Raw genomic sequence first — 16,644 nt, forward strand, 5'->3', positions numbered from 1 at the left:
CGCTCCCACATTTTTAGATCAGCGTAATGCCTGGGGTGAGGGTTGCTGGCAGCACCAAACTCGGTGTTTCCAACGAAGCCACCGGGTACGCGCAGTAATCCGCCGCGTAGTAGGCACTGGCGCGATGATTGCCGGACGCCCCTACCCCACCAAATGGCGCGGTGCTCGCGGCGCCGGTCAGCTGTTTGTTCCAATTGACGATACCGGCACGGCTCTCCAGCCAGAACTGCTGGTAGCGCGCCTCGGAGTCCGACAACAGACCAGCGGCCAGGCCATATTGGGTGTTGTTGGCTTCGCTGATCGCCGCTTCGAAATCTGCGTAGCGAATCACCTGCAGCAGCGGGCCGAACAGCTCTTCGTCTTCGCGCTCGGTCACGGCCGTCACGTCGATGATGCCTGGCGTCAGCAAGGCTGCCTGCGCCTGGGGCTGGGTCATTTCCAGCAACGCCACGGCACCGTTGGCCAGCATCAGCTCCTGGGCATCCATCAAGGCCTTGGCCGCGCCCAGGGAAATCACCGAGCCCATGAACGGCGGCGGTTGCTGGTCGAAGGCACCCACGGCAATCGTCGCGCTGACGGCCACCAGGCGCGCCAGCAATGCATCGCCCCAAGCGCCTTCCGGCACCAGCAGGCGCCGCGCGCAGGTGCAACGCTGGCCGGCAGAAATGAAAGCCGACTGGATAATGGTGTAGACCGCCGCATCGACATCGGCCACCTGGTCCACCACCAGTGGGTTGTTGCCGCCCATCTCCAGCGCGAGGATCTTGTCCGGGCGCCCGGCAAATTGCTGGTGCAGGTGGTTGCCGGTGCGGCTGGAGCCGGTGAAGAACAGGCCGTCGATGCCTGGATTGGCGGCCAGGGCAATCCCGGTCTCCCGCGCGCCTTGCAGCAGGTTCAATACCCCAGCAGGCAGGCCGGCTTCGACCCAGCACTGGACCGTCAGCTCAGCCACTTTAGGGGTCAGCTCGCTCGGTTTGAACAGCACGGTATTACCCGCGAGCAAGGCCGGGACGATATGCCCGTTCGGCAAATGGCCGGGGAAGTTGTAAGGGCCAAACACCGCAACCACACCGTGAGGCTTGTGGCGCAATACGGCGGAGGCGTCACCCAGCGGGCCGTTCTTCTCGCCGGTGCGTTCACGGTAGCTTTGCACCGAGATCGCGATTTTATTGGCCATGCTGGTAACTTCGGTGGCCGACTCCCACAGCGGCTTGCCGGTTTCCTCACCAATGCAGCGGGCGATTTCTTCGGCGCGGCTTTTCAGGGTGGTGGCAAAGGTTTCCAACACGCTGATGCGCTCTTCCAGCGGGCGCTTGGCCCAGGCCGGGAACGCCTGGCGGGCGGCCTGCACGGCGGATTCAACCTGTTCGGCGGTGGCGCCATTGCCGGCCCACACCACTTGCTGGGTCACCGGGTTCAGCGACTCAAAACGCTCACCCTGGCCAGCCAGCCAGCTCCCTGCGATATACAGCGAATTCATTATTTCGACTCCCGGGCAGCAGACAACGGTACGGCACGCACTTGATCACCGGCCACCAGTTGCAGGCGCTTGGCCGTCAGCGGGTCGACCACCAACGTACCGGCAGCCAGGCGGGCCGGTGCGGCGGTAATGCGGCATTCTTCACGTTTACGGTTATGCATCAGGAACGGCGTGGCGTCGTCCCCCGGTGTGCCAATGGCCAGCACCAGCGCCTGGCTGTCACGCACCGCGCGGATCTTGCTGGTCTCACACTCCACTGCCGGGCCGGCGTCGAAGATATCAACGTAGCCCTGGTAGCTGAAGCCTTCGCTCTTGAGCATGCTCAAGGCCGGCTCGGTGTCGGGATGCACCTTGCCGATCACGTTGCGCGCGTCTTCGGACAAAAAGCAGGTGTACAGCGGGAACTTGGGCATCAGTTCGGCGATAAAGGCCTTGTTGCCCACGCCGGTGAGGTAGTCGGCCTGGCTGAACTCCATCTTGAAAAAGTGTCGGCCCAGGCTTTCCCAGAACGGCGAGCGCCCGGCTTCGTTGGACACGCCACGCATCTCGGCAATGATCTTGTTGCCGAACAGTTGCGGGAACTCGGCGATAAACAGCATTCGTGCCTTGGCCAGCATGCGGCCGTTGAGGCCGTTGCGGTAATCGGCGTGCAAGAACAGCGAGCACAGCTCCGAGTTGCCTGTCAGGTCGTTGGCCAGGAACAGCGTCGGGATTTCACGGTAGATGTTCAGCTCCTGGGAGGCGCTGACTGTCAGGCCGACCCGGAAGTTGTACCACGGCTCACGCAGACCAACGGCGCCGGCGATGGCAGAGATTCCCACCACGCGACCTTCGTCGTTTTCCAGCACAAACAGGTAGTCGGCATCGCCGCGCCCGGCTTCGCCGCGAAAGGTCTTTTCAGCCCAGCCAACCCGGTGGGTCAGGCGCTCTTCGTTGGCCGGCAAGGTGGTGAGGCCGGTGCCGGTGCTGCGCGCCAGATCAATCAGGGCCGGTAAATCGCTGCTGCGTACGGGACGAACGATCATGCTATCTCCTCGGACGGGCCGCCTGTTCCAGGCCACCCGTTAAACTCTGCTTTAAACCGCTACCAGACGCACACTGGCGCCTTCGCCGACGCCCAGGGCTTCGGCCGCGTCCAGGTCCAGGGTTACCGGCTTGCCCGGCGCGTAGTCCAGCTCCAGCATCACGGCGCGGTAATCCTGCAACTGCGCGTTGCTCACCAGGTACTGACGGCCCACGCCCTTGGCCATCTCGCCGATCTTCACCGGCACCACGCGGCTCTGGGCGATCGAACGGATACCCGAGACCCGTGCATGCAGGGTCGGGCCACCGTCGAAGATGTCGATGTAATGGTCGGTTTCAAAGCCTTCGCGCATCAGGATGTCGAAGGTGATCTGCGCACGCGGGTGCACCTGGCCCATGGCTTCCTGGGCGGCGTCCGGCAACAGTGGCACGTAGATCGGGTAATGGGGCATCAGCTCGGCGAGGAAGGTACGACTCTTCAACCCGCACAGACGCTCGGCGGCGGCGTAGTTGAGGTCGAAGAAGTTGCGACCGATGGCGTCCCAGAACGGTGAATCACCGTTCTCGTCGCTGTAGCCGACAATCTCGGTCACCACCGAGTCGGCAAAACGCTCGGGGTGGCTGGCGACGAACAGCAGGCGGCCACGGGAATTGAGTTCAGACCAGGCCGACCCTACCAGCTCCGGCACCACGTAGAAGCTGGTCAGCAGGCTGTTGCCGGTCAGGTCGTGGCACTGGGACAGGACGTGGATCTTGTTGTGGATCTTCAGTTCGCGGGATGCGTGGACGAAGGTCTCGTTGCGAAAGCTGTAGAACGGCTCGGAGTAGCCGGCCGAGGCGACGATGGCCGAACAGCCCACCAGATTGCCGGCGACAGTGTCTTCGAGGACAAAGAAATAGCTCTCTTCACCGTTGAAACTCACTTCGGCGGCGAAGGACGCTTCGCTGGCGGCGATCTTGTCGCTCAGGCGTTCAACGTCATCCGGCAGGGAGGTGACACCAATCGGGCTGTCCGCAGCCAGACGCTGTACCTCGCCCAGATCAGCCATTTGCGCGGGGCGCATCACCAGCATGGTGTCACTCCTTAACTCGAAAAACTCACAGAGGAAAAAATGCCGGACACGGGATCTGGATTCACACAGATCCAATGTGGGAGCGGGCTTGCTCGCGATAGCAGTGAGTCAGTTGATGAATCAGGTGACTGATCCACCGCTATCGCGAGCAAGCCCGCTCCCACATTGACCGAGCCCGGCACAAAAATTTTTATCCCATGCTCAATCGCTTGAGCATGGGACGGTCCATCAGGCTTGCGTCAGTGTTTTTACAGCACGCTCGAAACGATCCAGGCCTTCAGTGATATCCGCGTCTTCCACCACCAGGCTCGGGGCAAAACGCACCACGTCCGGACCGGCTTGCAGGATCATCAGGTTTTCACGCTCGCAGGCATTGAACACGTCCTTGGCCTTGCCTTTGAAGGCATCGCTCAAGACGCAACCGAGCAGCAGGCCCATGCCCCGCACTTGGGTGAAGATGCCGTATTGCTTGCCGATCTGCTCCAGGCGAGCCTTGAACAGGTCATGCCTGGCGTTGACACCGGCCAGCACTTCGGGGGTGTTGATCACGTCGATCACGGCTTCGCCCACCGCACACGCCAGCGGGTTACCACCATAAGTGGTGCCGTGGGTGCCGACCACCAGGTGCTTGGCCAGGTCGTCACGGGTCAGCATTGCGGCAATCGGGAAACCACCGCCCAGGCTCTTGGCACTGGTGAGGATGTCGGGCACCACGCCGTAGTGCTGGTAGGCGAACAGCTTGCCGGTACGGCCCATGCCGGTCTGCACTTCGTCGAACACCAGCAGTGCATTGTTGGCGTCGCACAGGTCGCGGGCACCTTGCAGGTACGCAAGCTCGGCTGGCAGTACGCCGCCCTCGCCCTGGATCGGCTCCAGCACCACCGCGCAGGTCTTGTCCGACACGGCGGCTTTCAGCGCCTCCAAGTCGTTGTAAGGAACGTGGGTGATACCGGTGATTTTAGGACCGAAACCATCGGAGTACTTCGACTGGCCACCGACGTTGACGGTAAACAGGGTGCGACCGTGGAAGCTGTTCAGCGCGGCGATGATCTCGTACTTCTCGCTGCCGAAACGGTCGAACGCGACGCGACGGGCCAGCTTGAAGGCGGCCTCGTTGGCTTCGGCGCCGGAGTTGCAGAAAAACACGCGCTCGGCAAAGGTCGCATCGATCAGCTTGTGGGCCAGGCGCAGGGCCGGCTCATTGGTGAAGACGTTGGATACGTGCCACAACTTGTTGGCCTGTGCGGTCAGTGCACCGACCAGCGCCGGGTGGGCATGGCCCAGCACGTTGACTGCGATGCCGCCGGCAAAGTCGATCAGCTCGCGACCGGCCTGGTCCCACACGCGGGAACCTTCGCCACGCACAGGGATGAAAGCGGCAGGCGCATAGTTAGGCACCATGACCTGGTCGAAATCGGCACGTTGCACCGGGGCTTGCTCAACGGACATCGGAGTCTCCTGAAGAGGAACGCCTGCCTGGAACTGGCGGGCGATGCAGGGATTGTAAGGACAGTTTTCAGAGCGGCCTTGCCGCCAAGCGACAACTTCTTATAGCGCCAACCCCGGTTTTACGCGGGTTTACGCCAATGCGACAAATAGCGTCGCAATGGCGCAGTTTAAACCTTGCGCCCGCCTATGGGCAGGCTCACGGCCAGATACCTTCAATGGCGCTTTACTCGCCCCACTAACTGTCTACCGCCGGGGCGTGGCATGGAGCTGGTTTGCTGAAGGGACATCAACGCCATCAAGGACAACCCCATGCCCGAGCAACCCTCCATAAGCCTGAGCGACACCTCAGCGCCCCATGAAATCCTCCAACATGCCTCTGCGCGCTGGCTCGGCGAGGCCTCCCAGGCCAAGCGCAGCACACTGGCCAGCCACACGCCAAGCATTGCCGACTGGTACGCGCACGCCAGCGATACGCAACACACCGAACTCCAGCGCCTGAACAGCGCGGCCTGGACCGCACAAAACCGGGTAGACAAGGCCCTGGCAGGCCTCAAGAGCCCCCGGGATTTCGGTGCCGAACTGTTGCAGCAGGCACTCCAGCGCCAGTACGGGGTCGAGCAGGATGTCCGGCATACCTACCTGCAACTCTATGTTCCGTTGCAGATCGCCGGATTCACCGTCAAACCCGGCGCCGCCCGAACCTGGTCGGTCCCACTGCTGGACGCCGCCCTGCACAACTTCGAACAGGCTGAAACACAGGACCTGGCCTTTGACAGCGACTCCTGTATCACCACCCAACCTACGGCATCGGGGCAGTTCGCCCCCCTCGCGGCGGTCAATGCCAAACTCAGCATTCCCCAGTTCACCCGCCTGTGCCGCCAGTTGGATATCGGCGGGCAATACAAGCGCTATCTCGATGAGTACCTGGACCTGGGCAACCCGGTCGCCGAGGCAAGCTTGCGTCAGTGGGTCATCCACAGCCAGCGGGCATCGCTGAACCTGGCCCTGTACATGGCACTCATCAAGGGTGATCTGCCCCAGGCCGGGTACGATGCAGTCCACAGCCTGATCCAGGGAAATCGCAGCCCGGCCAATGGTTGTCGCACCCTGGAGTGCCATGACCTGCTCATCATGTCGACACGCCTGACCGGGATCGTCCTGTTCGCCGAGGACCTGGAGGCCAGCCGTGAGGTGATACCGGTGATTGCCTATATTCCCGATGACCCGTACCACCCGATCAAACAATACCCCAGCACCCGGGCGTTCACCCTGGCACTGACAGAAAAGCTCCGCGCGCCCCAGTATCAGCAGTTTTTCAGTCGTTTCATCGACCATGCCGATCTAGGGGTGTTTTTTTCCAACCTTACTCAACGCCTCACACAAGTGAGCTGGCATGCCCATACGCCCGGCGATCCACTGCCCAGTTGGCGCGATACCGCCGTTGAGCGACCGAACCTGCAGTTGCGCGCGGCCAAAATCCCCCCTGCCTTGTTTGACCACCTGTATCAACGCAAACTCAGCAAGGTATTCAATGATGCCCGCAACCAAGCGGTCTCCAGCGCCGATGTGGATCAGCAGGCCCGCTGGGAGCGCTGGGCACTGCTTGAAAAAATCGGCGCCATTGTGCTGCAAGTCGTAGCGTTTATTGCCACACCCTTTATCCCGCCCCTGGGCTTGCTGATGCTGGGTTACAGCGCCTACCAACTGCTCGACGATATGTTCGAAGGGGTGATCGACTGGGCTGAAAGCCTGACGCGCGAGGCATTCGGCCACGCGATGTCATGCGTTGAACAACTGGTCCAACTGGGCCTGTTCGCCAGCGGGATCCCGATTGCCGAAAGCGTGTTGCGCAAGGCCCTGCCCACCGAGTTCTGGCAGTTTATCGATCGCCTCAAGCCGGTCTCCATGCCCAGCGGCAAGACTCGCCTGTGGCGTCCGGATCTCACGCCTTACCGCCATGATGTAATCCTGCCCGCCGAAGCCCGCCCCGACGCCCTTGGCCTTTATCTGCACCAAGGCAAAACCCTGTTGCGCCTGGGTGATCAGCATTACAGGCTGCAAAAAGACAACCTCAGCGGCCGCTACTCACTCTTGCACCCTCGCCGCCCCCAGGCCTACCAGCCTCCCGTCCTGACCAACGCCCAGGGTGCCTGGCTCACCGATCTGGAACGCCCCTTGAGCTGGGACACCGTCACTCTGATGCGTCGCCTCGGATACCAGACCGACGGGCTCAGCGACAGCCAGCTACAACAGGCACGCATCGTCAGCGACACCCACGACAATGCCCTGCGCAAAATGCATGTGACCCAGCAAACACCCCCTCCACTACTGGCCGATACCCTCAAGCGCTTCAAGATCGATCAGGACCTGCAAGACTTCATCACTCAGATGAACAGCGATGACCCCGCGATCTACAAACAGGCCGATCCGCAAACCCAACTGCAATTGCTCACCAGCTACGGCTTGTGGCCCTCCACCAAAACCCTGCGTTTTCTGGACAGCACAGGCCAGAGCCTCTGGGAGTTGAGCGGTTCCCAAGGCGCCAGCGTCGTACAAATCCACGATGCCCAGTTAAAGAATGGCGAACTGTTGCACGTACTGGTGGAAAGCCTGGATGAAGCCGACCGAAAAACCCTGCTGGAAGAGCCTTTTGGCACGCCCCCCTCCTCTTCCCTGACTCGCGCCGCGACGCTGAGAAAAAAACTGGCACGAATTGCCGACGACAAGCGTTTCTCGCTCTTCGACTCCCGCTATCGCAGCCTGGAGCACACACGAAACGCGCGAGTACAAAAAATCATCGACGCGGCCCCCAACCGTGGCCTGCCCACCAGCCTTGCCGAGGAACTGCTGGCCGGCTGTAGCGGCGCAGAGCTGCAAGCCATCGACCAGGACCAGATACCAAAACGCCTGATCGAACTGGCAGCCTGGACCCAGCATGAGGTCAGAGTCACCCGGGCCTCAGAAGGTTTGTATCTGCACACCGTCGACAGCCCGGACACTCACATCCTGGCCCTGCACTCCCTGGAAAACCTGCCGGGATGGTCCCCCCTGGTTCGCCTTGAAGTGCGGCAATACCGCCCTGATGGGCCGTTACTGGATGCCATTGGCCCAGAAGACGGCGCGATCAAGAGAATACTGGTTGCAACCGAACAGGGCCTCTATACCCCGCAAGAAGCCACGCAGACGCTGTTCGGTGATACCGATTTCTACACGGCCATTCTCCAGGCCATTCCTGACGCCCAGCGCAACGCGTTGCAGATTCACATCGGCCAGGGCGCGCTTTTGCGCGAGTCGATTGCCGAGCACACCATCAGCCGTTGGCACCTGCGCCAATTGCTGGATGCCGACCCTCAGTACAAACCGGCGTATGACCCCGCCATCATGCGTCTGCGCGGCGGAATGGAGGGCTACCGCGCGAGCGATCCACAACCCGGGCCCAGCCAGGAACCTTCCCTCGAACAGTTGGCTCACGACGTGTACCCGTCGTTCTCCCGCGAACATATCAACGACCTGGTACAAACCTTGGAAGACCGGCCGGGAGGCGCACGGGCAACCCTGGTCTCGCTGAAAAACGAGTACATGAAGCTGGATATAGCCCTTGCCCTGTGGGAGGCCAGTACCCCTCGCTTTTACGCCACCACGGAGCTACCGCTAAGCACCCGCGAGTATGACTACGCACGGCAGAATCGGGCCGCCTGGGCCCAGCAAATTCGACGCGGCTGGCGCCAGGAAACCGAGGCGGACAATTATTTCGAGCCGCCGGCACACAATGGTCAGGTGCTGCATCTGACCATGCCCCTGACGGGTGAGCTGCCGCGGCTGACAGCACGCTTCGAGCATATTTCTGTATTGAAACTGGTGGGCGACCATCGACCGCTGCAGGTCGATGCCTTTTTGCGGCTGTTTCCACGGCTACGCCACTTGAACCTCCAGAACATTGAGCTGGGGCGCTTTGCGCCATACATCACATCGCTGCCCAACCTCAATGAGCTGATCCTCAGCGACTGCAATATCACCCTGACCCACGAAAGCCTGCTTGCCCTCAGTGGCTTGACCCGCCTGGTTACGCTGGATCTTTTCGGCAACCCACTGGGACGGATTCCCAATGTGGAAAACATGCCCGACTTGCACTACCTCGACCTGAGCAACACTGGCATTACCGAACTACCCCGAGGCCTGCTCAGCCGCCAACACCTTGACTTGGTCATGCTTTCGACCAACCACATCAGCGAACTCCCTCCCGCCCTGTTTTACTTGCCCGCCAACGTCAGCGACAAGTTCGACCTGTCTGACAACCCCATCTCAAACGCGTCGCTGGAACAGGTCAAAACCTACTTCCAGCGCACGGGACGGCACTGGGAGATCGACGCAGCCCCACAGGATTTCGACCAAGCCAGACAACTGTACCCAACCCTCAACAAAGTCGAGATCAACCGCTTTATCTTTGGCATACCGGGAAATCTGGACGCCGGCAAAGCGGCCTTGAGCCGCCTGGCAGACGAATACCGCAGCATCGGTGAAGACATGACGCCCTGGGTCACCGACAGACAGGTCTCCAGAACCGAGCGCGCCTCTCGCGTCCGGTTCATGCAGGGCGTGGAGGCGGGCTGGCGCCGGGAAGCGCCACTGGACGCTCAAAGTCATGGCATGGCGCCCAGTTATCACCTGACCCTCGCCATGCCAGTCAGCGGTCGCTTGCCGACACTGCGTACATCCTTCACTCACGTGTCAGCGCTGACGCTGAACGGCAACAGCGCCCACCTGCAGCTGGGGCAATTCCTGCTGGCCTTTCCCGCACTCAAGCGGCTGTCCATCCAGCACTATACCCTCGGTGAATTGCCGCTCACGCTCGCCAGCCTGCACCAACTGACACACCTGAGCCTGGACAATTGTGCGCTGCGCTTGACACCGACGGCGATCAACGCACTGGGGACGATGCTCCATCTTGAGCGCCTGGACCTGAACAACAACCCCCTGGAGCTGACGCCGGATATCAGCCGCCTGACGGCTCTCTCACACATTTCCCTCAGGAACACCCGGCTGAAAGAAATCCCTCCCAGCCTACTGCGACCCAAAGCGTCGCTCACCGCGGTGGACCTGAGCCACAACGCGATCCAGAACATCCCGCAGCAAGCCTTCGACTTGCCGGCCACCTTCAGCGCTGCCTTTGATTTGTCCCATAACCCGCTGTCGATACCTACGCTGCAACAGATCAAAAGCTATTGCCAAACCACCGGTGAACACTGGCTGGCCAGTATCCCGGACGCAGAACTCCAGAACCTGAAGCACCTCTACCCCACCCTGGAAGATGCAGAACTGGGGCACATTTACTTTCAACTACCCGGAGACCTGGAGGCTGCAGCGCCGGGTATCAACCAGTTGGCCAGGGAATGGGAGCAGCTTCAGAGCGATCTTCAGGAATGGACCCAGAACGTGCCTGAGCATGATCCACTACTGGACACCGTCCTCGATACCGGAGCGCGGGCCGAAGAGCAATTGCGACGCAGGCACTTCAAAGCCCTGCTTGAGCAGGCCTGGCGCCGGGAAATCCCATGGGATGAATCAAACAAGACATTTCGCTACCCCCGTAAGCTGGTGTTCCACGGCCAATTGCTGGGCGACTTACCCGAGCTGAACACACGCTTCGAAACGGTCACTCTGCTGGAGCTCGTGGGAGACGGCACTAGCCAGCGGGTCGATGGCCTGCTCAAAGGTTTGCCCAATTTGCAGGACCTGACCATCGAGCGATATGTACTGGGCAACCTTCCCGAATCGCTTTTTACCCTGCGCCGCTTGCAACAATTGGCACTCTCGGACAATCAGATCCGGCTGACCCCTCACAGCACCGAGCTGCTGAGCACCCTGGAAAATCTGGAATACCTAGACCTGAGCGATAATCCGCTGGGGGCAACGCTTGACGTGCGCAACCTATCAAGACTCTCGGTGCTTTACCTGCATAACTGTGGGCTGAGCGAATTGCCAATCGGCACTTTTGACCTGGGGCGCCTGCGAATACTGGACGCCAGCGACAATCAGATTCAGCACCTGCCCAGCGACCTGCTGGAAATGGCCCCGCCCCTCAACGACGACTCAGACCTGAGCGGAAACCCCCTGTCAGACGAAAGCCTTGCGCTGCTACGACGCTATTTCCGGCAAACCGGTTACGAGTTGGGCGTGGAAGAGGCCATGGAAGATGAGCAAGGAAGCCCACTGACCCCGCCCGGCACCCCCGAACCCATGGAGGAGTAATGAAGGTGAATGGGCTCAACCGCGTTCGGAGGGTACCGACGACAACTCAAACGGGCTGCTGCTGCGCCGCTGGTTGCGATCTTCACGAGGCGTAGCGCCAAAGAAATTGCGGTAGGCACTGGAAAAATGCGGCCCCGAGGAAAAACCGCACGATAGACCGATCTGGATGATCGACTTGCTGGTTTGCATCAACATTTGCCGGGCCTTGTTCAGGCGCAGCTCCAGGTAGTACTGGCTGGGAACGCGATTGAGGTATTGCTTGAAGATCCGCTCCAATTGTCGTCGCGACACGCACACATGCTGGGCGATTTCGTCAGTGGTCAACGGTTCTTCAATATTGGCCTCCATCAACAACACCGCCTGGGTCAGCTTCGGATGGCTGGAGCCCAGGCGGTTTTGCAACGGGATACGCTGGCGTTCGCCGCCTTCGCGGATACGCTCCACCACCAACTCTTCGGAGACCGCGCCCGCCAGTTCGGCGCCGTGGTCCCGGGCCAGCACCGCCAGCATCAGATCGAGCACCGACATGCCGCCGCAGGCGCTCAGGCGATCGCGGTCCCAATCGAATAAATGGCTGGTGGCGATGACCTTGGGAAAACGCTCGGCGAAATCATCCTGCCAGCGCCAGTGCACGGCCGCGCGATAACCGTCGAGCAAGCCCAGTTGCGCCAGCGGATACACCCCCGCCGACAAGCCGCCGATCACGCAGCCAGCGCGCACCAGTTGCTTGAGGGCGCTGCCGAGCTGGGAGGCGATCACGGTCGGCGGTTCATCGGCCAGCAGGAACAGTTTCTGGAAGCCTTCGAGCTTGCCGGCCCAAGGTTCGCCGGGCAATTTCCAATCACCTTCGACCGGGGGTTCGGCCTGCAGGAACAACACCTCGTAGACCACATCCGGATGCACCCGCTGGGCAACGCGCAAGGCCTCCTCAGCCAGCGCCAGCGTCAGGGCTTTAGTGCTGGGCCAAATCAGGAAACCGATGCGATGGGCTGTCATGGAGGGCTATCCGAAACGAAAAACAGTAATGAAGACAAGGGCCAATGCTAGCCCGTAAACCGACACAAATCTCACAACTCAATGTAGGAGCTGGCTTGCCAGCTCCTACAGGGATCGAGGCCAATCTCAAGATTGCGAAGCATGCACTACTTCGGTGCGCAAAAGCAGTCTTGATTATTTCAGGCTGCCAGAGAGGAACTGCTGCAACCGCTCGGACTGCGGGTTGACCAACACTTCACGTGGGTTGCCGCACTCTTCGACAAGCCCTTTGTGCAGGAACACCAACTGGTTCGACACTTCACGGGCAAAGCCCATTTCGTGGGTCACCACCACCATGGTCCGGCCCTCCAGGGCCAAGTCCTGCATGACCTTCAAGACCTCACCGACCAGCTCCGGGTCCAGAGCCGAGGTCGGCTCGTCAAACAGCATCACCTCAGGCTCCATCGCCAGTGCCCGGGCAATTGCCACCCGTTGCTGCTCACCACCGGACATATGGCCGGGGAAGGCATCCTTGCGATGGCCCACGCCGACTTTGGCCAGGTAGTGCTCGGCTTTTTCACGGGCGTCTTTTTTCGACATGCCCAACACGTGCACTGGCGCTTCCATGACATTTTCCAACGCGGTCATGTGCGACCACAGGTTGAAATGCTGGAACACCATGGACAGGCGCGAACGCATGCGCTGCAGCTGCTTCGGATCGGCAGCTTTCATCGCACCGTCCTTGTTGGCCACCAGCTTGAGCTCTTCATTGTTGAGCAGGATCTTGCCGGCGTGAGGCTGCTCCAGCAAGTTGATGCAGCGCAAAAAAGTACTTTTGCCCGAACCACTGGAACCGATGATGCTGATCACATCACCGGCCGCGGCGGCCAGGGACACGCCTTTGAGCACTTCATGACTGCCATAGCGTTTATGCAGGTCTTGGACTTCAAGTTTGTACATGCGGTCGGTTCTCACAAAAACAGTGGGTCAGTCATTCAACAAATTGCCATGACGCAGGACTTCACGCCCCGCGACCTTGGCCAGCCAAAAACCTGCTTGGGCATAACGCAGCCGTTCAACGGCAAACAACACCCCGGCCGTTGCGGCACAGACAATGCTGACCTGATCGGACAAGGGATCAATCACTTCAAAAATCGGCTCGCCGACTTCCACCCAACTGCCCGGCACGCGCAGGAAGCTGATAACGCCAGCATGGGGCGCGAACAACACTTCGGTGCCTTCAAACGGCATACCCTCGCAGGGCTCGTGTTGCGGTACCGGCCAATCACCTTTGATCAAGCCTTGCTCGGCGAGAAAGGCCAGGATGCCCTCGGCGTGGAAGACCGCTTCGTCACGACCGGTGTCGGACTGACCACCCAGCTCTAACGTAGTCGCCAAGCAGGCCAATGGGACCTGCGCGTCCGCAAACATCCCGGACAAACGCAGCCAAGGCGTCGAGCAGGCCTCATCAAACGAACTGCCACCGGAGTCTTCCGCCAGCAGGCCGACTTTCACATTCAAATGCGCCGCCAGCGAACGCCACTGCGGCCAATGCTGGGGCAGCGCGTACATGTGCAGCGCGGCTTCGCAGTCGCAATGCAGGTCGAGGACCACGTCAGCGGTACAGGCGTGGCTCAGCAGCACCCGTTGCATGCCTTGCAGTTGACTGCTTGGCGCGGGCAAAGCCTCGAGCGCATCCGTCATGGCCTGGCGGATCAGGCGCACGTTAGCGTGGGGATCATCGCCCAGCTTGCCTTTGAGCAACTCGGCCACCGGCTCACTTAACTCAACGAAATCCCGGTTGAAATTCTTGCCGCTACCCGCCTCGAATCGCCCTTGATGGCTACCTTGCAGCAACTGGCCCAGGCCCATCGGGTTGGCCACCGGTACCAGCTCGATCACCCCGTTGAGGGCGCCCTGCTGCTCCAGCTCGGCCAGGCGTTTTTTCAGTTCCCAGGCCGTGCGCATCCCCGGCAATTCGTCGGCGTGCAGGCTGGCCTGGATATACGCCTTGCGCTCGCCATGGCCAAACCGGAACACCGTCAGTTGGCGCTCGCAGCCCAGGTGCCCCCAGGGCAGTACGTGATCGATACGCTCCATATCAGTGCTTCCGTGGAGCCAGGTAGCTCAACCAGCGGCGCTCGGCCAGCTTGAACAGGCGCACCAGGATGAACGTCAGGCACAGGTAGAACAGGCCGGCAGTGATATAGGCCTCGAACGGCAGGTAGTACTGGGCATTCACCGTGCGCGCGGCACCGGTGATATCGATCAGGGTGACGATGGAGGCCAGGCTGGTGGTCTGCAGCATCATGATCACTTCATTGCTGTACTGCGGCAGCGCCCGGCGCAGGGCCGAGGGCAGCAGGATGCGGCGGTACAGCTTGTAGCGCGACATCCCCATGGCCTTGGCCGCCTCGATCTCGCCATGGGGCGTGGCCTTGAGGCTACCGGCGATAATTTCAGCGGTGTAGGCACTGGTGTTGATGGCAAAGGCCAGGCACGCGCAGAACGTTGCACTGGACAGCCACGGCCAGAGAAAACTCTCGCGCACCGCCTCGAACTGGGCCAGGCCGTAGTAGATCAGGAACAGCTGCACCAGCATCGGCGTGCCGCGGATCACATAGGTGTAGAGCCAGGCCGTCCCATTGATCAAAGGCTGCTTGGACACTCGCATCAGGCCCAGGGGCACGGCAGCGATCAGGCCGAAGAACAGCGAGATCAACAGCAGTTTCAGGGTGGTCAGCAGGCCGCCAAGGTACAGCGGCATGGCCTCCCAGATGACGTTGTAGTCGAAGATCATAGATCAGCCGCCTTTACGCCTACCGAGTAGCGCTTCTCAAGATAACGCAGGGCCAGCAACGAGACGCTGGTAATCACCAGGTACATCGCCGCCACTGCGAGGAAGAAGGTAAAAGGCTCGCGGGTGGCATCTGCCGCCTGCTTGGCCTTGAACATCATGTCTTGCAGGCCCACCACCGAAATCAGCGCAGTGGCCTTGGTCAACACCAGCCAGTTGTTGGTAAAGCCGGGGATCGCCAGCCGGATCATCTGCGGCACCATCACCCGGAAAAACACCTGGAACGGGCTCATGCCGTAGGCCATGCCCGCTTCGGCCTGGCCCTTGGGGATGGCCATGAACGCACCACGGAAGGTTTCCGACAGGTACGCGCCGAAGATGAAACCCAGGGTGCCGATACCGGCGGCCAAGGGGTTCAAGTCAATATAGTCGTCGTAGCCCAGTAGCGGCGCGACGCGGTTGAGCAGGTCCTGGCCGCCGTAGAAAATCAGCAGGATCAGCACCAGGTCGGGGATCCCGCGGATCACCGTGGAATACAGGTCACCCAGCCAAGCCAGCCAGCGTACCGGCGACAGGCGCAATGCAACCCCGATCAGACCCAGAACAATGGCCAAGGCCATGGACGACAAGGCGAGCTGAAGCGTCAACCATGCGCCATCGAGGATAACGGCCCCGTAGCCTTTCAACATGATTCAGGTCCTCGAAAAGACGGATGAAAAAATGGCGCAAACTTCAGAGACCCTGGTGCTTGCGCCATTCTGGACAGACAACTGCGAAGGTTTACTTGGCGTCAGCGCCGTAAATATCGAAGTTGAAATACTTTTTCTCGATTTCTTTGTACTTGCCATTGGCGCGGATCGCGGCGATGGCCGCATTGATGCGGTCCAGGTTGGCCTTGTCGCCCTTACGTACCGCAATACCTATGCCATCACCGAAGTATTTGGCGTCGGTGAACGCAGGACCTACGAACGCATAGCCTTTGCCAGAGTCGGTCTTCAGGAAACCGTCTTCGAGCAGGGTGGCGTCTGCCACGGTGCCATCAAGGCGACCGGCAGCCACGTCCAGGTAGATTTCGTTCTGGGTGCTGTAGGGAACGATGGTCGCACCTTTAGGCGCCAGGACTTCCTTGGCGAAACGATCGTGGATCGAACCGCGCTGTACGCCGATCTTCTTGCCCTTGAGCTCAACCAGGCTGTCGCTGACGGTCGTGCCATCCTTCATCACCAGGCGCGCCGGGGTCAGATAGTAGCGGTTGGTGAAGTCCACGGACTTCTTGCGGTCATCCGTGATGGACATGGACGACAGGATCGCATCGATCTTGCGCACTTTCAGCGCCGGGATCAGGCCGTCGAACTCTTGCTCGACCCAGATGCACTTGACCTTCATCTCTTCGCACAGGGCGTTGCCGATGTCGTAGTCGAAACCGACGATGTTGCCGTCCGGCGCCTTCGAGGCAAACGGAGGGTAGGCTGCTTCAATACCAATTTTCAGCGGTTTCTCTTCAGCGAAGGCCTGCATGGACAGCACGGACAGCGCCAGGGCGCCCAACAGCACGAGTTTCTTCATCTTGGGACTCCATCGGTATAGAACAAAAACAG

The 16,644-nt window shown here is 60.6% G+C and carries 11 protein-coding genes; 1 reads left to right on the plus strand and 10 read right to left on the minus strand.

Going from position 1 to position 16,644, the window contains the following annotated elements; all coding sequences use genetic code 11:
* Positions 1–13: 13 nt before the first annotated feature.
* The 4 genes from astD to HZ99_RS09635 form a co-directional block, all read right to left on the minus strand.
* A complete protein-coding gene (astD, locus tag HZ99_RS09620) occupies positions 14–1,483 on the minus strand; it encodes a succinylglutamate-semialdehyde dehydrogenase (RefSeq protein WP_162473197.1) in 1,470 nt (489 codons plus the stop codon).
* Entirely contained in the window at positions 1,480–2,505 is a 1,026-nt protein-coding gene (gene astA, locus HZ99_RS09625) for an arginine N-succinyltransferase (RefSeq protein ID WP_038442635.1), read from the minus strand. Before astA ends, astD begins: the two co-directional genes overlap by 4 nt.
* 51 nt (positions 2,506–2,556) lie before the next feature.
* Positions 2,557–3,576 (minus strand): arginine/ornithine succinyltransferase subunit alpha, encoded by a 1,020-nt coding sequence (gene aruF, locus HZ99_RS09630; protein WP_038442638.1) that lies wholly within the window; start codon positions 3,574–3,576, stop codon positions 2,557–2,559.
* A gap of 228 nt (positions 3,577–3,804) precedes the next feature.
* Entirely contained in the window at positions 3,805–5,025 is a 1,221-nt protein-coding gene (locus tag HZ99_RS09635; RefSeq protein WP_038442640.1) for an aspartate aminotransferase family protein, read from the minus strand.
* A gap of 309 nt (positions 5,026–5,334) precedes the next feature.
* Here HZ99_RS09635 and HZ99_RS09640 point away from each other — a divergent pair, with 309 nt between their 5' ends.
* On the plus strand, positions 5,335–11,274 hold the full coding sequence (locus tag HZ99_RS09640) for a leucine-rich repeat domain-containing protein (RefSeq protein ID WP_051903142.1): 5,940 nt from the start codon (positions 5,335–5,337) through the stop codon (positions 11,272–11,274).
* Positions 11,275–11,289: 15 nt separating this feature from the next.
* Here the strand turns inward: HZ99_RS09640 and HZ99_RS09645 are convergent, their stop codons facing one another.
* The 6 genes from HZ99_RS09645 to HZ99_RS09670 all read right to left on the minus strand — a co-directional run bounded on the left by HZ99_RS09645 (position 11,290) and on the right by HZ99_RS09670 (position 16,612).
* Entirely contained in the window at positions 11,290–12,270 is a 981-nt protein-coding gene (locus HZ99_RS09645; protein WP_038442642.1) for a GlxA family transcriptional regulator, read from the minus strand.
* 174 nt (positions 12,271–12,444) lie between these two features.
* Positions 12,445–13,209 carry an ABC transporter ATP-binding protein gene (locus HZ99_RS09650; protein ID WP_038442645.1) on the minus strand — a complete coding sequence of 255 codons (765 nt, stop codon included), beginning with the start codon at positions 13,207–13,209 and terminating at the stop codon, positions 12,445–12,447.
* Between the two features lie 27 nt (positions 13,210–13,236).
* On the minus strand, positions 13,237–14,349 hold the full coding sequence (locus HZ99_RS09655) for a M14 family metallopeptidase (protein ID WP_038442647.1): 1,113 nt from the start codon (positions 14,347–14,349) through the stop codon (positions 13,237–13,239).
* A gap of 1 nt (position 14,350) precedes the next feature.
* Positions 14,351–15,049, minus strand: coding sequence for an ABC transporter permease (locus tag HZ99_RS09660; RefSeq protein WP_038442649.1), 699 nt, complete (start codon positions 15,047–15,049; stop codon positions 14,351–14,353).
* Positions 15,046–15,735: an ABC transporter permease gene (locus HZ99_RS09665; RefSeq protein WP_029294434.1), complete on the minus strand. Its 690-nt coding sequence runs from the start codon at positions 15,733–15,735 to the stop codon at positions 15,046–15,048. Before HZ99_RS09665 ends, HZ99_RS09660 begins: the two co-directional genes overlap by 4 nt.
* 91 nt (positions 15,736–15,826) lie before the next feature.
* A complete protein-coding gene (locus HZ99_RS09670; RefSeq protein WP_038442652.1) occupies positions 15,827–16,612 on the minus strand; it encodes an ABC transporter substrate-binding protein in 786 nt (261 codons plus the stop codon).
* Between the last annotated feature and the right edge of the window lie 32 nt (positions 16,613–16,644).

Source organism: Pseudomonas fluorescens, from assembly GCF_000730425.1.
GTDB classification, from domain to species: Bacteria; Pseudomonadota; Gammaproteobacteria; order Pseudomonadales; family Pseudomonadaceae; genus Aquipseudomonas; species Aquipseudomonas fluorescens_X.